The sequence below is a fragment of the Candidatus Phycorickettsia trachydisci genome (genome assembly GCF_003015145.1).
GTDB lineage: Bacteria > Pseudomonadota > Alphaproteobacteria > Rickettsiales > Rickettsiaceae > Phycorickettsia > Phycorickettsia trachydisci.
Genome location: NZ_CP027845.1, coordinates 399,054 through 422,505, shown reverse-complemented (window position 1 = coordinate 422,505; position 23,452 = coordinate 399,054). Strand labels below are relative to the sequence as shown.

Annotated in this window: 23 protein-coding genes and 1 tRNA gene; 11 read left to right on the top strand and 13 right to left on the bottom strand. The window is 32.3% G+C overall.

All coding sequences use genetic code 11. The features are described 5' to 3' along the window. Positions 1 to 22: 22 nt before the first annotated feature. A complete protein-coding gene (locus tag phytr_RS01840; RefSeq protein ID WP_158706822.1) occupies positions 23 to 493 on the bottom strand; it encodes a KGG domain-containing protein in 471 nt (156 codons plus the stop codon). Between the two features lie 237 nt (positions 494 to 730). Continuing rightward, entirely contained in the window at positions 731 to 2,041 is a 1,311-nt protein-coding gene (gene murA / locus phytr_RS01835; protein WP_106874194.1) for a UDP-N-acetylglucosamine 1-carboxyvinyltransferase, read from the bottom strand. A 264-nt stretch (positions 2,042 to 2,305) separates the two neighbouring features. Between murA and phytr_RS01830 the strand changes: the two genes are divergently transcribed. Genes phytr_RS01830 through phytr_RS01810 form a run of 5 tightly spaced genes read left to right on the top strand, consistent with a single transcriptional unit; the run spans position 2,306 to position 5,199 of the window. Next, complete coding sequence (locus phytr_RS01830; RefSeq protein ID WP_106874193.1) at positions 2,306 to 3,016, top strand: VirB8 family type IV secretion system protein; 711 nt, start codon at positions 2,306 to 2,308, stop codon at positions 3,014 to 3,016. Next, the gene (virB9, locus tag phytr_RS01825) at positions 3,000 to 3,758 is read left to right on the top strand and encodes a P-type conjugative transfer protein VirB9 (RefSeq protein ID WP_106874192.1); all 759 of its coding nucleotides are present in this window, start codon (positions 3,000 to 3,002) and stop codon (positions 3,756 to 3,758) included. The genes phytr_RS01830 and virB9 overlap by 17 nt, the downstream gene beginning before the upstream one ends. A 1-nt stretch (position 3,759) precedes the next feature. After that, positions 3,760 to 4,113, top strand: a complete 354-nt coding sequence (locus phytr_RS01820; protein ID WP_106874191.1) for an NADH-quinone oxidoreductase subunit A — start codon at positions 3,760 to 3,762, stop codon at positions 4,111 to 4,113. Position 4,114: 1 nt separating this feature from the next. Further along, the gene (locus phytr_RS01815) at positions 4,115 to 4,597 is read left to right on the top strand and encodes a NuoB/complex I 20 kDa subunit family protein (RefSeq protein ID WP_106874190.1); all 483 of its coding nucleotides are present in this window, start codon (positions 4,115 to 4,117) and stop codon (positions 4,595 to 4,597) included. Beyond that, positions 4,594 to 5,199, top strand: coding sequence for an NADH-quinone oxidoreductase subunit C (locus phytr_RS01810; RefSeq protein ID WP_106874189.1), 606 nt, complete (start codon positions 4,594 to 4,596; stop codon positions 5,197 to 5,199). Before phytr_RS01815 ends, phytr_RS01810 begins: the two co-directional genes overlap by 4 nt. 211 nt (positions 5,200 to 5,410) lie before the next feature. On the opposite strand, the gene phytr_RS01805 is transcribed toward phytr_RS01810, so the two are convergent. Continuing rightward, entirely contained in the window at positions 5,411 to 6,367 is a 957-nt protein-coding gene (locus phytr_RS01805) for a hypothetical protein (protein ID WP_106874188.1), read from the bottom strand. A gap of 355 nt (positions 6,368 to 6,722) precedes the next feature. On the opposite strand from phytr_RS01805, the gene phytr_RS01800 reads away from it, so the two are divergent. From phytr_RS01800 to phytr_RS01785, 4 genes are all read left to right on the top strand, one after another. Beyond that, complete coding sequence (locus phytr_RS01800) at positions 6,723 to 9,017, top strand: hypothetical protein (protein ID WP_106874187.1); 2,295 nt, start codon at positions 6,723 to 6,725, stop codon at positions 9,015 to 9,017. A 20-nt stretch (positions 9,018 to 9,037) separates the two neighbouring features. Beyond that, complete coding sequence (locus phytr_RS01795) at positions 9,038 to 10,003, top strand: tetratricopeptide repeat protein (protein WP_106874186.1); 966 nt, start codon at positions 9,038 to 9,040, stop codon at positions 10,001 to 10,003. A gap of 8 nt (positions 10,004 to 10,011) precedes the next feature. Further along, positions 10,012 to 12,534: an autotransporter domain-containing protein gene (locus phytr_RS01790; RefSeq protein WP_106874185.1), complete on the top strand. Its 2,523-nt coding sequence runs from the start codon at positions 10,012 to 10,014 to the stop codon at positions 12,532 to 12,534. Between the two features lie 80 nt (positions 12,535 to 12,614). Continuing rightward, a tRNA-Ser gene (locus phytr_RS01785) sits at positions 12,615 to 12,707 on the top strand. A 30-nt stretch (positions 12,708 to 12,737) separates the two neighbouring features. On the opposite strand, the gene phytr_RS01780 is transcribed toward phytr_RS01785, so the two are convergent. Next, entirely contained in the window at positions 12,738 to 13,427 is a 690-nt protein-coding gene (locus phytr_RS01780; RefSeq protein ID WP_106874184.1) for a DUF5710 domain-containing protein, read from the bottom strand. Positions 13,428 to 13,619: 192 nt separating this feature from the next. Here phytr_RS01780 and phytr_RS01775 point away from each other — a divergent pair, with 192 nt between their 5' ends. Continuing rightward, on the top strand, positions 13,620 to 14,456 hold the full coding sequence (locus phytr_RS01775; protein ID WP_106874183.1) for a CPBP family intramembrane glutamic endopeptidase: 837 nt from the start codon (positions 13,620 to 13,622) through the stop codon (positions 14,454 to 14,456). Between the two features lie 24 nt (positions 14,457 to 14,480). Here phytr_RS01775 and phytr_RS01770 read toward each other — a convergent pair whose 3' ends face one another. After that, the gene (locus phytr_RS01770) at positions 14,481 to 15,398 is read right to left on the bottom strand and encodes a TerC/Alx family metal homeostasis membrane protein (RefSeq protein ID WP_106874182.1); all 918 of its coding nucleotides are present in this window, start codon (positions 15,396 to 15,398) and stop codon (positions 14,481 to 14,483) included. Between the two features lie 131 nt (positions 15,399 to 15,529). Between phytr_RS01770 and phytr_RS01765 the strand changes: the two genes are divergently transcribed. After that, positions 15,530 to 16,261 (top strand): phosphatase PAP2 family protein, encoded by a 732-nt coding sequence (locus tag phytr_RS01765; protein WP_106874181.1) that lies wholly within the window; start codon positions 15,530 to 15,532, stop codon positions 16,259 to 16,261. Here phytr_RS01765 and phytr_RS01760 read toward each other — a convergent pair. From phytr_RS01760 to phytr_RS01725, 8 genes are all read right to left on the bottom strand, one after another. Beyond that, positions 16,258 to 16,686 carry an NUDIX hydrolase gene (locus tag phytr_RS01760; RefSeq protein WP_106874180.1) on the bottom strand — a complete coding sequence of 143 codons (429 nt, stop codon included), beginning with the start codon at positions 16,684 to 16,686 and terminating at the stop codon, positions 16,258 to 16,260. The two genes, phytr_RS01765 and phytr_RS01760, sit on opposite strands and share 4 nt — an antisense overlap. Next, positions 16,683 to 18,080 (bottom strand): class II fumarate hydratase, encoded by a 1,398-nt coding sequence (gene fumC, locus phytr_RS01755; protein WP_106874179.1) that lies wholly within the window; start codon positions 18,078 to 18,080, stop codon positions 16,683 to 16,685. The genes phytr_RS01760 and fumC overlap by 4 nt, the downstream gene beginning before the upstream one ends. Positions 18,081 to 18,085: 5 nt before the next feature. Next, positions 18,086 to 18,712 carry a hypothetical protein gene (locus phytr_RS01750; protein ID WP_106874178.1) on the bottom strand — a complete coding sequence of 209 codons (627 nt, stop codon included), beginning with the start codon at positions 18,710 to 18,712 and terminating at the stop codon, positions 18,086 to 18,088. Next, the gene (locus tag phytr_RS01745; protein ID WP_106874177.1) at positions 18,709 to 20,175 is read right to left on the bottom strand and encodes a hypothetical protein; all 1,467 of its coding nucleotides are present in this window, start codon (positions 20,173 to 20,175) and stop codon (positions 18,709 to 18,711) included. Before phytr_RS01745 ends, phytr_RS01750 begins: the two co-directional genes overlap by 4 nt. Next, positions 20,159 to 21,640, bottom strand: a complete 1,482-nt coding sequence (locus tag phytr_RS01740) for an Npt1/Npt2 family nucleotide transporter (RefSeq protein ID WP_106874176.1) — start codon at positions 21,638 to 21,640, stop codon at positions 20,159 to 20,161. The genes phytr_RS01745 and phytr_RS01740 overlap by 17 nt, the downstream gene beginning before the upstream one ends. A 14-nt stretch (positions 21,641 to 21,654) precedes the next feature. After that, on the bottom strand, positions 21,655 to 22,122 hold the full coding sequence (gene mlaD / locus phytr_RS01735) for an outer membrane lipid asymmetry maintenance protein MlaD (protein WP_106874175.1): 468 nt from the start codon (positions 22,120 to 22,122) through the stop codon (positions 21,655 to 21,657). 121 nt (positions 22,123 to 22,243) lie between these two features. Continuing rightward, positions 22,244 to 22,714: a ribonuclease HI gene (gene rnhA, locus phytr_RS01730; RefSeq protein ID WP_106874174.1), complete on the bottom strand. Its 471-nt coding sequence runs from the start codon at positions 22,712 to 22,714 to the stop codon at positions 22,244 to 22,246. Between the two features lie 120 nt (positions 22,715 to 22,834). Next, positions 22,835 to 23,416 (bottom strand): DUF2972 domain-containing protein, encoded by a 582-nt coding sequence (locus phytr_RS01725; protein ID WP_106874173.1) that lies wholly within the window; start codon positions 23,414 to 23,416, stop codon positions 22,835 to 22,837. Positions 23,417 to 23,452: the final 36 nt, after the last annotated feature.

The following is a 23,452-nucleotide window of genomic DNA, read 5'->3' as shown; positions in this document are numbered from 1 at the left end:
TTACTTACAGCCTCTCCATACTTTATTCTACTTCCTCTTCTTCATTCTTTCTACCAGACAGTCCTCCCTTACGACCCATTTCAGCATAACCTTCAGGACCAAGCTGGGCTTTTCTAGCTTCACCTCCTTTATGACCCATTTCAACATAGCCTTCATGACCTAGTTCGCTCTTTCTAGCCTCTCCTCCTTTATAGCCCATTTCAACATAACCTTCATGACCTAGTTCGCTCTTTCTAGCCTCTCCTCCTTTATAGCCCATTTCAACATAACCTTCATGACCTAGTTGTTCTTTGCGCGCCTCGCCACCTTTATGGCCCATTTCAACGTAGCCTTCATGGCCTAGTTGTTCTTTGCGCACTTCGCCACCTTTGTGACCCATCTCAACATAACCTTCATGACCTAGTTGATCTTTACGAGCCTCACCGCCTCTATGGGCAATTTCTCTTACTTTTTCTTTGTCCATTGATGCAAAGCCTTTATTTTCATTTCCCATAAACTACCTTTGGATTGAATTACTAATACAAGCAACATGGAGCGACGTCTACTCCATATTTTCATGGTAGTCATGCATTAAAAATAAAGTCAACAAACCACTAAGTAGGCATCTGTAAAGACTTTCGAAGCAATGTATTAAGAAAAAAGTTAGTGTTTATCAGCTAGAGCAATATGGGTATACAAAGTACATTAGCTAACTTAAATTATACTAATTAAAAATATGCCTAAAAATTTTTTATACTAGACTTGCAACAGTCTCTGAAATTATGTCAACAGAATTAGACCACTCAACTTGTACTCCACATTTCGCAAGCTTAAGATCTAAGTCTTCGTAACCCCTTCTTAGATGATGTATATCTGCGATTCTAGTTACTCCTTTTGCAGATAGACCAGCCAACACTAAACACACAGAGGCTCTTAAATCCGATGCTTTTACGCTTGCTGCATTCAATTCTTTAACACCTATTACTTTTGCCGTTGAGCCCTCAATAGAAATATTTGCACCCATTTTATTTAGTTCTTTTACATGCATAAAACGGTTATCGTATATCTTCTCTGATATGAAAGAGGTCCCCGAAGATAAACACATCAAGCTCATAAATTGTGCTTGTAAATCAGTAACAAAGCCAGGAAAAGGCATAGTTGTGATATCGACTGGATGAATTTGCTGGCCACTGTATAAAGAAATTGAATCATCATGAAATTCCATCTTATTTCCTGCCAGCTCCAATACATTACATAAACTTTCAAGGGTGCTATAATTAATCCCATTCACCTTCACATAACCATTAGTTGCAGCAGCCATTATTAAATACGTTCCAGCCTCAATACGATCAGGAATAACTTTTTGCTCCGCTCCTTTTAGGCTTTCCACTCCATAAATCACAAGTTCTCTAGTTCCTATTCCTTGAATTTTAGCTCCCATTTTGACGAGTAAATGACACATTTCGGAAATTTCTGGCTCAATTGCGCACTCTCTCAGAATTGTTTCGCCATCAGCAAGAACACTGGCTAATATAGCATTGATAGTTGCCCCAACTGAAACTTTTTTAAAAGTAAAATCAGTGGCTTTAAATTTTTCCTTAATTTCAGCTAAAACATACCCATCTCGCACTTCTATACTTGCTCCCATTGCCGCAAGTAAGTCAAGATGCAAATCAATTTGTCTAGCACCGGATTTTTTATCCCCTATCCCACATCCACCAGGCATTGGCATTCTTACTTTACCTAAACGTATCAAAAGCGGAGCCAAAAGCCATATCGAAGCTCTGATTTTTTTTACAGTATCACAAGCCCCTGAATAATTTATACTAAAGCACTTAATATGAAGTTTTTTATATTTTTGATCGAAATATACATCGGCACCATAAGATCTCATTAAATTACTCATGGTATGTACGTCGCTCAAATTAGGGACATTGGATAAGACAATTTCTTGATCAGTAAGCATAGAGCAAACTATCAAAGGTAGCACACCATTTTTAGCACCAGAAACATCAATTTGTCCTCTTAAAATTTGGGGACCAGGTACGATTAACTCATCCATCTCAAAGTATTATTTATATAGATCAAAATCATAAGGCTAATTTATATCATAAAAGTGAATAGATATCTACATATTTCCTGTACTAAAAGCTTTTGTTGTGGATATGTGTGGATAAACTAGTTTAAAACCATTAAAACCTTGTACTTTTATTACTATGTCTATCGATTTACTCGATATTTTGATTAGTTACTTGTTCTTATAAATATTTAGATTAAAAGTAATATTATATTGTAATTAAAGCATGGCTTAAGCGCTAGGATTTACATGGAATCTCAAGATAGTCGCGATGAATATTTAAAAAAATATTTTGCAGACTTAAATGTTTGGTATAATGACAAATACGTCAAACCCTTTACTCATAAGTCTTATATTATATGCTTTTTAGTGTATAGTATTGTGCTATGCATAGCTATGGGCATTAATATATATAAGCTATTTCCTTTGGGACATTCAATCAGGTATTTAATACAACTTGATAACTATCGCAATAATAAAAAGATATATTTAGTCAAGCCCAAAAATAGACACGAAGACTACCTGACTTTTTTTTCTAAATATTTAGTTAAAAATTACGTAGAACAAAGGGAAATTTATGACTACATAAAGCTGAAAGAACAAATACTTTTCGTTAAATCCAAATCAACACCTCAAGTATTTAATCAGTTTTATAGCTATTTGCAAGTAGATAATCCTAATTCTCCTATCTTAAGATATGAAGACCAGGTGAAAAGGTTTGTATACCCCCTATCTAACGACATGCTAGATCGCAATACCGCTAAAATGAAATTTAGATCGATAGTATACGATTCAAAAAGTAACCTAATAGAAAATTTAATTTGGGAAGCTCAAGTTGGATTTGAAATTAATACAAACTATTTTGATAACGAAACAAAACCAACTTTGTATTTTGTTGTAACGGACTACAAGCTGAAATTATTAGAGAATAAATTAGAAAGTGATGAGAAAAAAACTTAGCTTAATTTTCCTAATTTTGATGCTTTGGAGTTTGGAATCCGCAGCAGTTAGAGAGTCTAGACCAACTCCTGTTGATCCTAGAATCAGAGTAATGGTATATAGCCCTGATGATGTATTTAAATTTACTGGTTATTACAACTATCAAGCTAGCATTGAACTTGCTCCCGATGAAGAAGTAGCCAGTATCTCTATGGGTGATACCACGGGATGGCAGATCGTTCCTTCTGGTAATAGAATATTTTTAAAGCCTGTAGACAATGATGCAACTACTAACATGACTTTGTTGACAAATAAAAGAACATATTATTTTGAGTTGTATGCTGAAGAAGCCCAGGATATTCGTGATCCAGACATGGTATTTAACGTAAAATTCCTTTATCCAGATGAAGAAATGAATCTTAACCACATACAAAGTTATTCCCTTGCCGGAGATAACGATTTACCTGATCTAACTCATCCCGAAAATTACAACTTCTATTACTCTATTAGTGGCAATGAAGAAATTGCTCCAATTAAGATTTTTGATGATGGACAATTCACATACCTACAATTCAGAGATCGAAACAGTCAACTTCCTGCTATATTTGCAGTCGATGATGATTTAAAAGAAGAACTTGTAAACTACCGCCCAGCTCGTAGTGACTCCAATTTAGTTATAATAGAACGAGTATATAACAAGCTTTCTTTACGGGCTGGAAAAAAAATAGTGTGTATTTTTAACGAAGCATTTAGACTAAATTAATATGATTAATTATTTAAGTATATTTATCTTCATCTGTCTTACCGTCTTTATTGCACTGGCTATAATCATTTTGCCCCAATTTCTAGCAAACAAAAAACCTCAAAAAAGTAAATTATCTCCTTACGAATGCGGTTTTGAGCCAACACAAGATAACGCAGGCCAATTTAATATTAGTTTCTACTTAATAGCCATTTCTTTTATAGTGTTTGATTTAGAAATCATTTTTTTAGTTCCATGGGCATTAAATTTAAAAAATCTAAGCTTGACAGGATTTTTATCAGGATTATTTTTTATCTTTGTGCTTACAGTTGGTTTTATCTATGAGTGGAAAAAACAAGTTTTAGATAGTAAGTAATATGCATTCATTAAAGGAACAATTTAATAATCAAGGATACCTAGTTGCAAAGCTAGAAGACATAGTATGCTGGGCACGTACTGGCTCTCTATGGCCCATGACTTTTGGACTTGCGTGTTGCGCTGTAGAAATGATGCAAGCTGCTGCAAGTAGGTACGATATGGATCGTTTTGGAATGCTTTTTAGAGCAAGCCCACGTCAAGCAGATGTTATGATTGTTGCTGGTACATTAACAAACAAAATGGCCCCGGCTCTTAGAAAAGTATATGATCAAATGGCAGAGCCTAAATGGGTTATTTCTATGGGAAGCTGTGCTAATGGAGGAGGATATTACCATTACTCTTATTCAGTTGTTAGAGGATGCGATCGTATTGTTCCTGTAGATGTGTATGTACCAGGCTGTCCACCAACAGCTGAAAGTTTATTATATGGAGCTTTTCTACTTCAACAAAAAATCAAAAAACATAAAATTGTCAGATCATGAAGGAAGAGGTATTGAATTTCGTAAAAAACTTAGATCCAGAATGCATTCAGCAAACAGCTGAGTTTATAACCTTAATTACCAAAAAAGATCTGATAACCAAAATTTTATCTGAATTGAAACAAGATCATAATTTTAGATTTACGGTACTGACAGATCTATTTGTAGCTGATTTTCCTTCTCGCCCCAAAAGATTTGAAGTAGTTTATAACCTACTCAGCCTGAAGCTTAATATGCGCTTGATTATCAAGGTGCAATTGAAAGATAAAGAATCTATGCCTTCCGCAACTTCTATATTTTCAGCTGCAAATTGGTATGAACGTGAAGCTTTTGATTTATTTGGCATAATATTTGATGAGCATCCAAATTTAACTAGAATACTTACTGATTACGGTTTTGAAGGACACCCTTTAAGAAAAGACTTTCCTCTTAGCGGCTATAATCAGGTCAAATATGACGAAAAACAAGAAAGCGTAATATATGAACCATTAGATCTTGAACAAGAGTTTCGATCATTTGATTTTGCATCTCCTTGGCAAGGTCCAGATAACGTACTTCCTGGTGATGAAAAAGCTAGCTTTAAGCCAGAACCAAGCAAAAAATAAATACTATTAATGGGTTTTAAATATTTGGGTGAATATCGTATAGCCTATAAATCAGAAAATCATCAAGAGCTATAAACAAAATTGTTTATCAATTATATTAGATGTTGATTTTAAAAATTACATATAAGATATGTTGCTATTAATAGACCAGTTATTTTTATGATGCTGAAAAAAAAGCCAAAAATAACTAGTTTATTAACAGTGTTAAAAATTATGCGTCGTGATGATTGTCGACCGCCTGACCTATAGCTTTGACAGCTGTAGATACTGCGCTACCTCCAGGTACATCCAAACCAGCTTCAACTGATAAGGCACCGTCTTGCTCAACACCTAAAGTGATATCTACAGGGGAATGAATAGGTAAATCGTCTGTACCAACATGTATACCCCCAGTACTTTTTCCAAGATTGGCTAATTCTTTTCCTACTAAATTATTTTCGTTTATTTTTAAGCTTGCCATTATACTAGGTTTACCATTTTCACACTTTACATCTATATTAAATTTACCAAAGCTAGGTTGGTGAATTCCAAGTTCATCAATTAATCCACTAAAATCTCTCACTGGAATAATTGAATTAAATATTTTAAATAATTCTACACTGCCATTAGCTGATGGACCTTGACCTATTATTTGTTCAATCTTTTCTAACTTTTCCGTCATCGCAGGATCCTCTGCCTTAAATTCAAAAGACGCATTGGATAACAAAAGTTTTATCAAATCTGCAGTTCCATGGTTTGATAAAGCATTTTCACTTATTCCTTTAGTAACTAAGAAAACTGACAAAGTTTCAAAAGTACGATACCCTATTCCTAAGATTTCCGTATGTAATTTTTGCAGCTCAATGTTATTGTGATACTCTGCTTTCGTTAATTGCATGAAGTTATCAAAAAGAGTCTGTACTCTTTCTTTCACTTGAGTTTTAGAATACAAATAAGCTGCAAGATCTACATGACCATTCTGGATACATTCAATTATATCGGGAATAGGTACTTGGCTTGCTACTATATTTTCTTTTGAAGCTATATGTATAGCTTTTTTGACCCAATATTCTTGATTATGAAACAATGAACCTTTAGGTTTAAGAGCATATTTTACAGCCGTGGCCAAAGTATTTTCTTGATTAGTAAATATCATATAGGTAATAATTTTAAATAAATTCTCTATCATATTAATGTCTTAATAGGGTATTTATAAATTGCAAAATTATAGTGACTACAAATATATTTGAAAGAGTATAAAAATATCACATGTCCACCTGAGCTAAGATAATCTAGCTCAGGAAGTTTTACAGATATCTCTATCTATTTGTTGGACTATTTTCAGTATGAATATACTATCTTTGTAAAAATTTTAAGTATTTTTTAATTTTTTACTTACTTATATAATTTTTTAGTAAAAATTATAGATAAATTATTTGTTGAAGTTAAAAATATATATCTAAAACTAGTTGCATTAATTATCTTTTTTTTGATAGTATTAATTTGATAGTATTAAAAAGTAGCTTAATTAAATAGAAAAAATTATGTACAAAGGACTAATTAGCGAATTGCAAAAACCTCACCCCAACGTACAAGAAATTATCCATTTATTAACTACGGGCAGACCACAGACTTTTTTTGATAAATTATTTAGAACTCTCTCCGAACCTCAAGCTTTAGGAATTTTTTATTATTCAACTTCCAAAGGTAATAATTTTTTTCATTCCTCAGCTGAAAAAGGTATACTGTCTGATGTTCTTTCTGTTATCAACCACTATAAAGATGCTATATTAGAAAGAGAACGTGTATCTTCAGATAATTTACACGATAATCTAAATGCAGTAAATAATGCGGGCTTAACTCCTGCTCATATAGCAATCAAAACTGATCCAGTGGCCTTATGGTGGCTCATGGAATTAAAAGCAGTTTTAACTAGTAATGATTATTCTAAGGTTTTAACCGACGGAAGTATTAGTAAATCACCCCTAGAGTTTATTTTTGAAAACGAGGAAATAGCACATAATGTTTTAAAGAATATTTTCTGGCAAGTTATTCAAAGTGGTAGCTGGAAATTTTTTGATTTATTTAAAACAGAATCTCCAGAAGTGCAGGAAAAATTCAACAAATATTTGAAAAACATTCCGCAAGAAGTTGGTAAATTTAGGGGCCCAACTACCGACTCATTTAGTAAATTATTTCAAAATCATTGGGAAGATATTCTTGACGAACCTGAACATGGTAAGGTTACACGACTAATTGAAAAAATAGGAGAAATAAATTGGTCAGAATTATTAGGAAAGGAAGATTGGGACAATAATTTAGATAAAGTAAAAGAACATATACTGACAAATTGTTCTTTATTATATTTAAATAAATTTAATCCTATAAAACATATAACAGGGAAGAATCCAACGTTAGAGCATGCAACATTAGAGCAGATTCTTCTTCTTTTACAATCCGAGTCACCTGATAATGAAGAATTTAGAAAAATAAAACGTTATGTAGAAAATTCACAGAATGATACTGGTGCTGATCTTGAAACTATAGAATTAACAGCACCAGATCAATCAGAAGAACAAAAAACATCTACCTCAAATTCAAATCATAATCACAAAAAACTTGGTAAGAGATCTCAAAAAGAAAATTTTATAGATAACAAAGAAAATAGTAGTGTCGTTCTAAACCAAAACCAAGACGTAAAAAATGATAAGCTACCCTTTAGTATAGAGTCTTTTACATCCATACTTGAAGAAGAACTATCCAAAGAGCAGCATGCAGGGATATTTAACGCTCAATTGGAAAAAATTAAAAAAACTGCAACAGACCTGGACAGAAATTTTAAAATAGATTTGCAATTATGTAGTTTGATTTCTGCAGCAAGTAAGAAAGAATTTCGCAAAATTTTTAAGCATGTTATAGACAAATTTGAAGAAGCACCTTTTGCCAACAAAAATGATTTCCTTAAAGAATATATAGGAAATTTATGTAATACTAATAAAGCGCACCCAAATCATACAACGCATCAAATATTAAATTATGCATATGCCATAACCTGCATAACACAAAATGATGATGTAATGAAATTTTTAGTACAAAAAATTAAATTAGGAACATACCCAAGAGGCACAGACCATTTATTTCACATTTCATTTAATCTGAAGGCACAAAATGTAATGAAATACTTATTATCCGAAGAGGCAGATCTCAAAATTGACCTGACCTATCTGCTATCTCAAGTACAAAAATATCCAAGTCTTGAAAGCATTGAAATAATAGGACATTATATTCAATACCAAAAATTTATTAAGAACTCAGCAGATAATGAAGACGAACTCAAGAAATGTAACGAAGATATTTTTAAGACAATACTACACATAGCAAAAGCATCAATTAAATCTTTAACTCGTCTCAACCAGGAAAAAAGATTAGATGATACTATAGAAAAAACAACTAAAATATACCAAGCTATGGAGAGGCTGATTGACGAATATGATTTAAAAACTCCTAAAATTGTTGAAATTCAGAGGTTATTAAATAGCTTGAATAAATATTCAGCTAAAACATTAAAACTCTTACCGAGTGAAGAATCGAAGAAAAATTTAGAATCACTAGTTCAAGATTTTAGAGAGTTCATTTTTAATAAATATCCTAAAGATGATTCATATGACGAACAAGTTAAAAACATAATCGACTTTTTTATGTCAGGTAATTATGAAGAATTAGGTAGTAGCTACAGCTCTGCTCCTTCAGTTTTTCCTTGTTACCCATCGCAAAAGAGTGAGTATAGTAGTTCTTTAATCGGCACAGATAGTGTTGATACTGACGTGATAATTAACTAATTTTTAAAACAGTATAATTTATGACAAAAGAAAATAAAGTGGCAAAGCAAGCAAGTATTACGCTAGAACGGTCATATAAAATGAGAGCTAATCAATCATATAATGATGGTTGCGATGCTCTTGACAATCAAGATTTTAACAAAGCTATAGATTCTTTTTCCAATGCGATCGAACAATATATTAAAATAAGTGATTTTAATAAGGGCAACTTAGCAAAAGATTATATTAAAGCTTGCACTAACTTAGCTGTATGTTTCGTTATGCAGGGAAACCTTGACGAAGTTTTGCATGTTATTAAAGAAGTAGAAAAAAATGGTCTTAAATTAGAGTATGATCATGAAGTAATTCTTTCAAAAGCTCTGTACAATTTAGGTCTTACTCAAGCGCCTGACGAAGCAACTGAAAGCTTTCAAAAAGCTAAAGATTGGGATCCTACAAACGTTGAAGCAACATATAAATTGGGGCTCTTATTTATGAGACAAGGTACAGAAGATAAATATCTTGCTGCTAAAAAAGAATTTCAAGAGGTGATTGATAATAAAAATTGTCCTAAAGAAAATCTTGACCTTCAACTGAACTCTTTCTGTCAGTTAATAGAGTGTGAAATTAGGTTAAGAGAAGATAGTTCAAATACCTTAAATTCAGCCTGGCAATTCATAAGTGATAATGCGCAGGAATTTTTAAGTAATAAAGATACAGAAAGTCAAAAAACTTACAACTCTCTTATTGTATACATGTATAGTCGTACAACGGAAAGTATCTTAAATCAAGGACAACACATAAAGGAGATACAAAAATTTACATACAACATCGACCTTATGGCACTTAACCCAGATATCCAAGAAGCAGTATTTCAATTTTGGCATGATAAAGGGCAATCTTTAGTATGCAGCGAATCAGAAAATGGAGATAAAGATAGAGGGGAGGAAATATTAGAATTTGTTAGACTTAGTGGCTATGATATACCCTTATTTGAAGAGGATTAATTAGTAAAATGTTGCTTGTACGTTTAATTTGCTGGAAAATTCCTAACATTGTAAAACTGCAGGTAATTGTAGTAAGCCTAACGCTAGTCTTTTTCGCAAAAAATGTACTTGCTGTCGAACCGGGATCAAACAAAACCCCTAATTCCGTAAGTTCTGGTATATCAACCAAAGATTCAGGTTCAGAAGGCAGTGAAAATCCTTTGCTAACTAATATTAGAACACCTCTGGCTTCTGATTCAGGTTCAGAAGGTAGTGAAAATCCTTTGCTAACTGATATTAGAACACCTCTAGCTTCTGATTCAGGTTCAGAAGGTAGTGAAAATCCTTTGCTAACTAATATTAGAACACCTCTAGCTTCTGATTCAGGTTCAGAAGGTAGTGAAAATCCTTTGCTAACTAATATTAGAACACCTCTGGCTTCTGATTCAGGTTCAGAAGGTAGTGAAAATCGCCCAGCAAAAGAGCAACATCATTGGATACCCTATAATCCACCTGAGGAAATAAAAACCAAACCACAGACACTTAAGCGGGCTGGAAAAATTATAGTCGACAAACTACCTAAGCAAGATGTAACTATCCAACCACCTCAAACTATACAAACCAAAGCTCAGACACTTAAACCGGCTGGAAAAATTATAGTCGACAAACTACCTAAGCAAGATGTAACTATCCAACCACCTCAAACTATACAAACCAAAGCTCAGACACTTAAACCGGCTGAGAAAATTGTAGTCAATAAACTACCTAAGCAAGATGTAACCATCCAACCATCTCAAACTATACAAACCAAAGCTCAGACACTTAAACCGGCTGAGAAAATTGTAGTCAATAAACTACCTAAGCAAGATGTAACCATCCAACCATCTCAAACTATACAAACCAAAGCTCAGACACTTAAACCGGCTGGAAAAATTATAATCAATAAACTACCTAAGCAAGATGTAACCATCCAACCATCTCAAACTATACAAACCAAAGCTCAGACACTTAAACCGGCTGGAAAAATTATAGTCAATAAACTACCTAAGCAAGATGTAACTATCCAACCACCTCAAACTATACAAACCAAAAAACAAACAATCGAACCAGCTGGACAAATAGTTGTTAACAAACCAACTGCAAAGGAAGTGTCAGTACGAGCACCTTTGAAAATACAAACCAAGCCTCAGACGCTTAAACCGGCTGGAAAAATTATAGTCAACAAACTACCTAAGCAAGATGTAACTATCCAACCACCTCAAACTGTACAAACCAAAAAACAAACAATCGAACCAGCTGGACAAATAGTTGTTAACAAACCAACTATAAAGGAAGTGTCAGTACGAGCACCTTTGAAAATACAAACCAAGCCTCAGACGCTTAAACCGGCTGGAAAAATTATAATCAATAAACTACCTAAGCAAGATGTAACAATCCCACCACCTCCTCAGATACAAACTAAACCCCGGACACTTAAACCTGCTGAAAAATTAGAGATACACGCAGAAGAAATACGGCAAAATTTAGAAAAAGGAGTTCTAGATCCAAACACTTCAAACCAAGATGCTTTATTTTCGTTAAAATACATTCACAATATTTCACATATGATATTTTTCGATTCCATGGATTTAGTCTCTCGCATCCTTCAAACAAGATTATACAATTTAAGTCAATCAGAAATATCGACATTAGCTGCAGCTGGAGAGAATGATCCTGTAAAAAAGGGTTTATGGATAAAAGGTTTAAGCTCTTTTTCTAAACAAAAACCTAAAAAAAATGATCTTGGCTATAATAATCATCAAAAAGGTTTTGCGATTGGTACTGATATAGAATTGATAAAAGATCTTTTTACGGCTGGCATTGCTTATACAAACACTTTCTCTAAAACCAAATTTAGGGGAATCACTATTACTAAAGATAATATACAAAAAACCAATTTGCATATTATAACTCTTTATGGTGAATATGTTTTATCACCAAAGGTTCGGCTCAATACAAACTTAAATTACGGTAAAGCTTTCATAAAAACTGAGCGTAATAATCAAAATATATTATATTTAGGTAAAACCAAAGGAGAATTATTTAGAGCCCAAACAGAAGTTTCTTATAAAACTGACTATAACAAAATCTTTAGTTTATTACCAAAAATAGGAATTACGTTTGATAAATTCTCAATTAATAGCTTCAAAGAAACTAGCCCCAACCTTAGCTTGAATGTAGGACGAAAAAAAATCACTAGAATAGCAGCGAATATAGGTGTTAGGCTTATAAAACGTATGAAAATGCGCGAATTTGAAGTAACTCCTGGCATTAGTATTAATATAGAGCAAGCTATATTTACTAAGGGTAACAGAAATATAATCACAACTATAGGAAATCAATCTCAAAGTGTAGTATCAGATGTCGTTAAGCCAGCTAAGACTACTTATGCTATTGGTACTTTTTTAAGCGCTTGTAAAAAATCCATAGAACTTAATCTAGTATATGACTATACATTTAAGCGCCGTTATCATAGTCATTCTACTTACGCTTCTCTTCTCTTCAAGTTTTAATAAATTCATATATCTTTAAAATATTTACAGAAACAGTTGATCATCTAAGGATTTTAGTCTAATATTTATAGAGAGCATCCGGAGGGGTGGCCGAGAGGCTGAAGGCGGCAGTTTGCTAAATTGTTATACGATCTCAAGTCGTATCGAGGGTTCGAATCCCTCTCCCTCCGCCAAGCTACAATATGAATTATTGTTACGATTTTTCATACATTCTGCATAATCATGTAATCTAATGGTTCATAGTCAATACTGTACGCCCCTGCTCTAATTTTAATTTTCTGCTGAATTTTATAAAATTGTATTTTATGAAAATCTTCAATATTACTGGGATGAAATACGGAGTTATATTCAGAAATTATATAATTATCTCCTTGTGCAGAATGACAATGTTGACATATAGACCGGTAATAAGAATAGTCTACTGACATAGAATATTCTTCTCGAAAAAAACAACAATCAATATATTTGTATATTTCTTTCAAAGCTTCTAATGAAATATAAGTAACATAAGATACGATTGATGAATAGTTTTGTCGACAAAATAATTTCCCTTCTACTGGGATATTTTGTTTTTCTAATTCCTCCATAATGCTATCGTCCACTACTTCAAATCCTTGCGGCAATATGATAGCATTTACCAATGTGTTTTGGGCACATTTATAGCAATTCCTGTTGACTTGAGCTAAGTAGAAATAATCTGCTCGCATATTTCCATGTTCAGATTTTGTGAAAACCAACCACTGCTTAAATGCTGCTATATCCATACTACATGAGATAAACCATTGTTTTTTTACAGGGTCCCATTTAGCTCCTAATTTTTTTGCAAAATCTTTTGCCACATAAGGCACTTCAAGATACAAAATTGCTTCTTCGTCGATTGCATAATAACTCATTGTTTTATTCGATTTAAAACCTTAGATTTTTTTGAAAGCTCCTATCCTAAAGAATAAATTTAATTTATATTATAAAAGAACTAACTTAAATATAAAATACTCTTTTATGAATTGAGGCTTAAAATATCTTTGACACCCTAATTTTGGCGCTTTATACTTAGTTTTAATTAGATACAATAAAAACAATTCTCCATGCCCTTACCTTATATTTTTTTATCAATTGCTTCACTTGCATCTTTATTTGTCAAAAATAAACATATAATTGTAGCTCTTATATCTTGGGCCATATTTACTGCTTTCATGAAGGGAGTAATAAATTTATATGGTATTTTGTCTTTATTTCTTTTCGCTTCAATTTGCCATTACTATTTCGTAAATCAGAATTTGAATAAATTATTTAAGTTCTTGCTCTTTGGTCTTATCTGCTTTTTCATAACAGGATTTGCGTTCCACTTTATACCAGGATTTTTTAATACACGCGTTATCACTGACATGCAGCTATCACCTTTATCGTACCCATTTTCTTCATACATGAATTTTGATAAAACCGTTGCCGCATTGATTTTGTACACAACTAGTAACTTATATGCTTTACAAAAGCCCTTAGATAAAGACTCTTTATTAATTACCTTTCAAACTTTATTAATGGCTTTTTTAATAATTTTAGGTCCCTCCATATTATCTAAATACGTTACTTTCGATCCAAAATTAACAAGTATATTTTGGATTTGGGAAATCAACAATTTCTTATTTGTATGCATGGCTGAAGAGGTAATGTGTCGAGGTTTTTTACAAAACACCTTCAAAGAATTATTGAAATCTAAGTATTTACATATAATCTTGGCATCTTTTATTTTTGGTTTGGCTCATTTTGAAGGAGGTTTAATATACATGGGACTGTCATGGTTAGCCGGAATATTGTATGGATATGCTTACGACAAAACAGGCAGAATCATTAGCTCTATGATAGTACATTGCGGAATTAACTCTATTCATTTTATATTCTTCACCTATCCAGCAGCAATGTAATTAGATTAATGATAATTTTAGCAATTAACGAGCCTTATACACTGAATATAACACTCCTATACTTAGGGATATCACTGTAAAACCTAGAGAAATTATAGGCGGTATTTTATCTACGTGCATCAATTCTGCTATAAACATTTTAGAACCTATAAAAATTAAAATTACAGCTAAAGAAAATTTAATGTAATAAAATTTATTCACTATTGAAGATAAAACAAAATATAAAGACCTTAATCCAAGAATAGCAAATATGTTACTTACATATATTATAAATGGATCTCGAGTTATATTAAATATCGCTGGCAAGCTATCAAATGCGAAGATTAGATCTATAAATTCTATTAATACAAGAGCGACAAATAAAGGCGTTACAAATAAGTATTTTTTTGAATGTAGGTGATCATGCTGTATAACAAAAAATTTTTGATCATGTAATTCATCGGTAATTCTTAGATAGCGACGCATATATATAAGAAGTATATTATTTTTTATATCCACCATATGCGTTGATACAAAGAACGTTTTTATTCCTGTCACAATCATCAGAACAGCAAAAATATATAAAATCCATTCAAATCTAACAATTAGCTGAACGCCTAAACTAATCATAACGCCCCGCAGAATAACTACTCCTATAATACCCCAAAAAAGTACCCTATGTTGATATTTAGAAGGAATAGATAAATTAGAAAATACCAAAGACATTAAAAATATATTATCTAGCGCCAAAGATTTCTCGAGCATGAAGCCTGTTAAATATTCCTCAAAACTTTCTGCACCAAGTTGGTACCAGATATACATGCCAAAAAGCAATGCTATCACTACATAAAATAAACTCATTAACAGAGCGTGCCTAAAACTTAATTCTTGATTTTTATTATGCAAAAACCCTAAATCAAGAATTAATAAAGAAATGACTACGGCAAAGAATACGAACCACATACTGTTTAATCAATTAATAACTAACGATTATAACTGATAAAGCTTATAATTCTCAAACTAATTACGTTATTGATTATAATTTATATAAAAGTTATACTATAAGGCTATGTAAAAGTTAATTGGTTTAAACAATGATTGCTGAAATTTTATTAAGTTTCAGCCACGAAACTGTACTAGTTCCACTGGTCGTATTGGGATACATCTGGATTAGTCAAAGAATATTTTTTAATGCTATTTGTTTGATCCTTATCAACATGCTCATTAGCTTTGTGCTAAAAAATATTTTTCAAATACCTTTAAATCCTAATTTAGAAAAACAAGGATATGCCTTTCCTAGTGGTCATATGCAATCTTGCATTGTGGTATACGGATATTTAATGAAGAGCACTCCTTCTGTAGTATTGAAAATTTTAATAGTCTTTTTATTAATAGGTGTTGGACAAAGCTTGGTATATATGGGTTATCATAATTACTTTGACGTGTTAGGTGCAATTTTTTTTGGCTCCATTTTAGTCTTACTTTCTAAATATTTATCACCTAAAACAACTTTTGTGACTGCCACCTTATTGCTTTTATATATCCTATTATTGTATCAAATGCTTGAACACTTATGGTTAGCATATTACGGACTGATTGGAATAATAAGTTCTTATACATTATTTGCTGAAAAAACTACTAAAATTAATCTCAAACAAAAGGTTTTAGCCACAGCGCTTTGTTTTGGAGCAATTTTTGGAATCAAAACTTTCTTTGGAATATTTTTATCCCATCTACCACCATTTATAAGCCAAATACAATGGATTTTAATAGGATTTGTTATCCCCTATTCTACTTTTATATCATTGAAGACTGTGAAGAATTAGATATTGTAGTTATCCAGCCAGATATCTTGGCAATCTTTTAAGGCTTTTTTAAACTCAGGATGTAGATTACGATCTAATATAGTATCACAAAGGATCCATTCAAAAGATTCATGCTCATGTATATTAATTACTACTTCGCTTGGATCAGTAATAATTTCAGCATGAAATATATGCTCAATATATTTCTTCCCACGCCTATCAGCAAAAGTAAATTCTTGTATATACTTTATTTTATCAATAAGCAAGTTAGTCTCTTCATAGACTTCCCTATGCACGGCTTCTAACAATGTTTCATTTTTTTCTACCTTACCTCCTGGAGGCTCTTGTTGTAGGGAAAGAAAATAATCTTTAGGGCGACGTAAAAGTAAGGTCTTATTGTTGCTAGGATCTCTGATAAGCACTCTAACTAAAACTACATCTTTCATTCCACAATACCCTTCTTAGCAGCCTCAATTAATTCATCAAACTTCTCTTCGCTGATAAGTTTTAATGACATAGCCGCCTGCTTGAGAGTAGTATTGTCATGAAACGCTTTCTTAGCAATTTTTGCAGCATTATCGTAGCCAATTTCAGGAGCAAGACTGGTTACAAGCATTAAAGAGTTATTTTTAAAATCTTCTATGCGTGCCAAATTTGGCTGAATATCTATAACACAATTATCAGCAAAACTTGATACGCTATCACTTAAGAGCCGTATAGATTGAAGCAAATTATATATTATCACCGGCTTAAATACATTTAATTGCAAGTGACCATTGCTACCTGCTATAGAAATTGTGGTATGGTTACCTATAACCTGAGCTGATACCATAGATAAGGCTTCGCATTGTGTAGGATTAACTTTGCCTGGCATTATAGATGATCCTGGTTCATTCTCTGGCAATGATATCTCTCCTAAACCACACCTTGGACCAGATGCAAGCAAACGGACATCGTTAGCTATTTTCATAAGGCTTGCAGCTAGTGTATTAAGAGCACCTGAGAAATTAACTAACCCATCATGACAAGCTAGACTTTCAAATTTATTGGTAGCCGTTTTAAAAGGCAAATTTGTTAACTCATTGATCTTTTGAATAAAAGTTGTGGCAAAATCTTTGTGACAATTGATACCAGTACCAACAGCAGTTCCTCCTTGAGCTAAATAGTATACATCTTCCAAAGACGCCTTAATGCGACTAATATTATATTGAATCTGAGCAGCAAAACTCGAAAACTCTTGACCTAAAGTCACAGGCGTTGCATCCTGCAAATGGGTTCTACCAATCTTTACTATCGAATCCCATTCCTTAGACTTATGAACTAAGACCTTATGTAATTTATCAAGAGCAGGAAGTAAATCATTGTTGACAGCTAGAGCTACAGCTATATTCATTGCTGTTGGGAAGCTATCGTTTGAAGATTGGCTTTTGTTAACATGATCATTAGGGTGTATAGGAGACTTAGTTCCTTTTACCTTTGCGCCTAGCTGCTGGTTTGCCATATTAGCAATAACTTCATTTAGGTTCATATTTGTTTGAGTACCGGAACCAGTTTGCCAAACTGATAAAGGAAAATGTTTATCCATTTTTCCTGCGATGACTTGCTTAAGAGAATAAAGAATAGCCTCTGCAAAATTCTTAGGTAGCAAACCTAATTCTAAATTAGCTAAAGCGGCTGCTGTCTTTTGTAGAGCAAAAGCACGAATTAGCTTTAAGGGCATTTTTTCTTCCCCTATGTGGAAAAATTTTAAAGATCTTTGGGTGCTGGCACCCCAATAATATTGGTCTTCGACTTGTATGTTTCCAAAACTATCAGTTTCGTTTCGAAATTTTGTAGACATAAATATTAAACATAAAAACTAAATTCAATAACATCATCATCTACTATAATATTATAATCGTAATCTAATTTTTGGGTTTTTGATAATTCTTTCAAACTCTGTAAATAATAAGCAACAATGTTATTTGAAAGTACAATTTTATGAGTAGCAAATCGCAAGATCTCTTGTATATTTTCTACAGAAGCCTCTCGCAAATTTTTTCGTGAGGCTAAAATTCTTATACTCAATTTATCCTCTTGTCTTCCATGAATATTTATTTCTCCCTGATTTTTCATACTTAAGGCAAGTATGTTAATAAAAGCTAGTAAAAATTTACTATGCATAGCATCAAGCATAAAGTCAATCGACAGCTCTTCCGAAAGTATGATCTTAGCAGATTGATATTTTAAAAATTCCCTGGATAGCTTAATTAAATCGCCTATGCTTCTTTTTTGATTAGAAGAACCATAAAGATACCTGAAATATTCTATTTGTACGCCGCAGTGGATTCTAATTTCTTTAATTAACTCTAATACATCCTTTGAATATTGACCTTTTTCTATCAGCTCTAAATTTATGTTTAAAGATCCTACACTATTTGATATTTCATGTAAAATATAGGTCGAAATATCCTGAGATAAGTTTGCGATCATTTATTATCACCCTGATTAAAAAATTGTTTAAAGGTATCGATGTTTTTGAAAAATTTCAAAGGAATTGTGCCAATTCTGCTGGAATTAATGTTGTTACTTAAAGAAAAATCAATTGCTATATCTCGACTCTCAGAAGTAGGATGATTAGAGATAGCTTTTAGTAATCTAACTGAATCATTAATGCGTCTTTCTCTAGCTCCTACGTCTTCCTTAGTATAAATAGCTGCTATATTTACCATCTTTCTAAATACACTATCCGGTTTAAGCAGAAGCAACGAACCATCAAAATGCCATTGTCTTGCATCACTTAAGGCTGTATCGGCTTTTAAGTTAAAACCTACTCCATCTAGCATAAAATCAAAATTATCCAGACTAATCTTATTAATTTTAGGACTTAATTTATACCTACCACTTATGGAAGTTTTTATATCATAGGGTTGCTGTAATATTTGTATTAAATCTTTATTTTTTAAGATCTCAAGTTCGGGAGATTTTTTATTGATGAATTCTAGATATTTCATGAGGTTATGTAAATTTTTGAAACTTAAATCCATTTCAAGATCGAAAGAAGAATCTTCATTCCGTTCAACCCTTTGAACGTTTGTCAGAAACTTAATTTTACCCGAAGCATCTTTTCCATCAATCTCCAAAGTTTGAACATCTAGCTTAAAATTATTTAACAGATCCGCAAAGGTAGGATTTTCTTTATTAGTTGAAAGGTTAGCGGCAAAATTTATCTTAACGTTATCAATTGGAGGTAATATTAAATATACTAAACTTATAGGAGCAATAACGGCTCTATTAGGAATCACATCTCCAATTGCTAGTTCCATATTAGCCGAATAATTATCGGGTATATCTTTTAACATTTCATCCAACGAATGATAATACTTAGATTTATCCCAATTAAATGATAACTTTATAAAGTCATGATCAAATATTAGCTCTTCATTCGATAAGTCATAAATTTTAGAATCTTTCGAAACAAATTGAATACGATCAATAAAATTTATCAATTCAAATGCCGAAGTTTGTTTAATTAATAGTTGATAAAAAATTCTAGGTAATCCTAATTTAACAAGGTAGGAAGAACTAACGTTTACAATGCTACCAAATCCAGAACTAAAAGGTTTAACACGCGCTATACTTTGACCAGTATTTTCAAAAAACACTCCTTGCCTAATCAAATCATATCCTACTGTTACCAGTCCATCATGACTAGTATGATATGCTTTTGCATCTTCGTGCAATCCTATGATTTTAGCACCTATTTTAAAAGGAAAACCATAAGGAACGGCTTTTTGAAAACTATATGTCACATCTGTACTCATTAACCTAACTTGTAATTCAGACGAATACCTTCCTAGCTCTTTACACAACATCCAAGAAAGCACATACCAAGAAAGGAAGTATAAAGAAAATAAAATTAAGGAAATTAAACTGTATCTAGCGGCTTTTTTCATTGATCAAGGCCTTATATTGTTGGTTAATCTTACGCACATCAATTAACCAGATTATAATTATAAATAAAAAAATCATCATCAAGAAAGGATATATATTCTCAAAACTTATACCTGGTATTGTAAAAGCCACAAAATGTATCATAGAAACCAAAGATTTACCAATTTTTGTTCCTAAAATTTCCACTGTAGCTTTACCCTTAGTCTTTAATTCTGGAGATAAAGGTATATATGCCATTTCTTTGGTGGCATCAAACAGAGAATATTTACTGGATTTACTTAAAATATTTTGAGTTGCTCCAACCATAATTGCCATAAATGTAGTATCGAAACTAAGAGCTAAATATTTTTCAAATACTATGAATGTAAAAAATATTGTACCGGTTGTACCTATAATGATTGGCGTCAAATATGCTGATATGGTCCACCCCAAAAATCTTAATATACTGCTACTTATTAAATTCACAACAACGGAACTAATACCCATCCATGTATTAAAATTACCCATAAACTGTATGTAACTGTTTGGGGTGTTATACATTTTACCAAGTTTTGCCTTCCATGGACCTTCCAATATGTTTATGCTCATACCATAGGCAACAACTAATATAAATATATATAAAATATATTTCGAATGAAAGATTAACTTAACGCTTTCCTGAATGTTTAATGAGGATTTCGGTGCTTGCGGAGTAAAATTGTAACTTATATGATGAGACATACAATAACTATAAATATGGGAAAATAAACCCATCGCAACGATACCACTAAATGCAACAAGCATTACAAGCATCTTAATTGATATCTCTGTATAATTCTCAGTAGCGGATAAAAATGATAAAGAAGACAAGTTTTCAGCTTTGCCACAAAAAATCAGCGTTTGCCCCGCACAAATTAAACCTATGCTACCCATTAGGGTTAACATTGGATAAAGTCTTTTAGCTTGACTAGTTTTAAAAATGCTATTTGCTAATTGCCAAAACATCAAATTGATAATCATCGCTCCCCAAATTTCAGCAAATATATAGACAAATACATAGCTCCATTTCGCCCTCAATTTTATAAACCATTTTAAATAAGGCAGTTGTTGTATTAATTGGTATGCACTCTGATCAGATAGGTGATACAGATCTTGATTAGGATAAATAAAAAATGCAAAGCATAGAAAAAATGTTACAAAAAATCCCGCAAAAATATTAAATAAAGCATGGAGATTAAATTGATTACTTAATTTAAAATATGTAAGAGTAAATAAAAGCGCTGTTGGAAGAACTAACCATAGTTTTAAAAAACCTATAGCTTCAGCACCAATTAAAGGAATTACTAAACTATCTTTGAGCGCTCTCAAAGAACTGAAATTAAATAATACACAAAAAAGGAGCACTCCTAATTTGATAAGTAAAGAAATTTCAGTAGTTTTGACCGGAAAAAAGAATTTCCTTACAAAGCTAAAAGTTTTAGTTATCATTTATAAATTGTAATTTATTGGGTAGATGATTTATTACCCATTGAATATATAAATTTTCCAATCAAAGCCTCTAAACTTAAAGTAGAGGTTGAATATAAAAACTGATCTCCATCTTTCATAAATGTTTCACTAGGACCAGGATCTACGGAAATTAATTTATTCCCCACGAGACCAGAAGTAATAATAGAAGCCTTAGAATCAACCGGAATTTTTACTTTCTGACTAATCTCTAAGAACACTAAAGCTTCATAAGTATCAGGATCTAATCTGACTTTTGATACATTACCTACTTTAATGCCAGCAATAGTCACATCACTACCTTCAATAATGCCCATTATATCTTGAAACTTTACCTTTATTTTGTAAGTTTCACGTTGTGATTGATAGTTACTAACAGAGTTATGGTAAACAAATGCTACAAATATAGTTGCAACAATAATTACTGCTAAACCTACTAAAACGTCTAGTACACTTTTTCTCATAAAATGTGAAGTATTAACTTTTTTTATCCTGAAACTCCTATATTAAACTAAAATTAGATAAAAAAATACAAGAATTTCAAAAGATAAGCACTTTATGAATATTTTGGTATATTTATACAATCTACTGAGCGTTTTGCATAAGGTCTTTGCTAGCCTGATTACGTCCCTTCACAGCTAATTTATCGGCCAAAGTATTAAACTTATCTTTACTGTGACCCTTAACCCAATGCCATGAAATATTATGAAAATCACATAACTTTATTAACTCCTGCCATAAATCCACATTTTTTACTGGCCCTTTATTTGCAGTTTTCCATCCATTTTGCATCCAATTTTTTATCCATTGCGTTATACCTAAACGCAAATACTGGCTATCCGTATATAACTCAACAGTTGATGGCAAATCTAAACTTTTTAATCCCTCAATTGCACCTTGCAACTCCATCCTATTATTTGTAGTTTGAGGATTACTACCAAAAATTTCCTGCACTTCATTATTTTTGATGATGCAGGCACCCCACCCTCCTGGACCAGGATTACCAGCACATGCACCATCTGAGTATATTAATATGATTTCTTTAGATATTGACATAACGGACCATTAGTGACTTTAAGTATCTAAAAATATCATAAAAATAGTTGGGCACTAATCAAAAATTATACTTAAATAAGTTCTATCTTTCCAGATTTGATACTAATTATTACAACTTACTTAAGATGAAAAATTTCCATCCTGCCCAACAGGTGGCATTACAAAATCATCTTCCATTTCACTTAAAGCTTCAGTTGCAGCATCTCCTTGAACCAAACCCATTACATATCCTATTTTCTCGCTTGTTTGATCTAAATATCTTTGCATAGTCTCATCACACAAGCCTTTAAACAGTTTATTTCCATCTAATATTTCTTGTAATTTACTTAGTATTTTTTCTTCATTTTTATCTAAACTATTTGACCCACTATGTTGAGATGTCAAACTCTTAATAATTTCTTTAAAGTTGTGCGTAATATCTCTTGCAGTACCAATGTCCTTATTCAATCTTTCTTTATCTAATTTTTCTACACCTACCGTTATCTGCTTAGAATGTTGGCCCATAAGATGGCTTGCAACGTTACGCGTGGGCACCTCTCTTGACTCAAATTCTGTTCTACAATAACTATCTGCACTTATTCCCGCCAACAAACCTTCCATTCCCTTTGCTAATTGGTCAAGCTCATTTAAATCTTTTATCATCGCTTGAGACTCCCCTTGTACTATTTGAGTATCTACTTGAAATTCGTCTTTTGTTGTCATAATACTTACCTTCTTAATTTTGTATTAATATTTTTA

Bases quoted from the DNA above. Each gene is read 5' to 3' on its own strand.
- phytr_RS01830 (WP_106874193.1), top strand. From the start codon at position 2,306: ATGGAATCTCAAGATAGTCGCGATGAATATTTAAAAAAATATTTTGCA.
- phytr_RS01740 (WP_106874176.1), bottom strand. From the start codon at position 21,640: ATGATAACTAAAACTTTTAGCTTTGTAAGGAAATTCTTTTTTCCGGTC.
- mlaD (WP_106874175.1), bottom strand. From the start codon at position 22,122: ATGAGAAAAAGTGTACTAGACGTTTTAGTAGGTTTAGCAGTAATTATT.
- fumC (WP_106874179.1), bottom strand. From the start codon at position 18,080: ATGTCTACAAAATTTCGAAACGAAACTGATAGTTTTGGAAACATACAA.
- phytr_RS01840 (WP_158706822.1), bottom strand. From the start codon at position 493: ATGGGAAATGAAAATAAAGGCTTTGCATCAATGGACAAAGAAAAAGTA.
- phytr_RS01795 (WP_106874186.1), top strand. From the start codon at position 9,038: ATGACAAAAGAAAATAAAGTGGCAAAGCAAGCAAGTATTACGCTAGAA.
- phytr_RS01760 (WP_106874180.1), bottom strand. From the start codon at position 16,686: ATGAAAGATGTAGTTTTAGTTAGAGTGCTTATCAGAGATCCTAGCAAC.
- phytr_RS01750 (WP_106874178.1), bottom strand. From the start codon at position 18,712: ATGATCGCAAACTTATCTCAGGATATTTCGACCTATATTTTACATGAA.
- phytr_RS01745 (WP_106874177.1), bottom strand. From the start codon at position 20,175: ATGAAAAAAGCCGCTAGATACAGTTTAATTTCCTTAATTTTATTTTCT.
- phytr_RS01725 (WP_106874173.1), bottom strand. From the start codon at position 23,416: ATGACAACAAAAGACGAATTTCAAGTAGATACTCAAATAGTACAAGGG.
- phytr_RS01800 (WP_106874187.1), top strand. From the start codon at position 6,723: ATGTACAAAGGACTAATTAGCGAATTGCAAAAACCTCACCCCAACGTA.
- phytr_RS01765 (WP_106874181.1), top strand. From the start codon at position 15,530: ATGATTGCTGAAATTTTATTAAGTTTCAGCCACGAAACTGTACTAGTT.
- murA (WP_106874194.1), bottom strand. From the start codon at position 2,041: ATGGATGAGTTAATCGTACCTGGTCCCCAAATTTTAAGAGGACAAATT.
- phytr_RS01775 (WP_106874183.1), top strand. From the start codon at position 13,620: ATGCCCTTACCTTATATTTTTTTATCAATTGCTTCACTTGCATCTTTA.
- phytr_RS01780 (WP_106874184.1), bottom strand. From the start codon at position 13,427: ATGAGTTATTATGCAATCGACGAAGAAGCAATTTTGTATCTTGAAGTG.
- phytr_RS01805 (WP_106874188.1), bottom strand. From the start codon at position 6,367: ATGATAGAGAATTTATTTAAAATTATTACCTATATGATATTTACTAAT.
- phytr_RS01815 (WP_106874190.1), top strand. From the start codon at position 4,115: ATGCATTCATTAAAGGAACAATTTAATAATCAAGGATACCTAGTTGCA.
- virB9 (WP_106874192.1), top strand. From the start codon at position 3,000: ATGAGAAAAAAACTTAGCTTAATTTTCCTAATTTTGATGCTTTGGAGT.
- phytr_RS01810 (WP_106874189.1), top strand. From the start codon at position 4,594: ATGAAGGAAGAGGTATTGAATTTCGTAAAAAACTTAGATCCAGAATGC.
- rnhA (WP_106874174.1), bottom strand. From the start codon at position 22,714: ATGTCAATATCTAAAGAAATCATATTAATATACTCAGATGGTGCATGT.
- phytr_RS01790 (WP_106874185.1), top strand. From the start codon at position 10,012: ATGTTGCTTGTACGTTTAATTTGCTGGAAAATTCCTAACATTGTAAAA.
- phytr_RS01820 (WP_106874191.1), top strand. From the start codon at position 3,760: ATGATTAATTATTTAAGTATATTTATCTTCATCTGTCTTACCGTCTTT.
- phytr_RS01770 (WP_106874182.1), bottom strand. From the start codon at position 15,398: ATGTGGTTCGTATTCTTTGCCGTAGTCATTTCTTTATTAATTCTTGAT.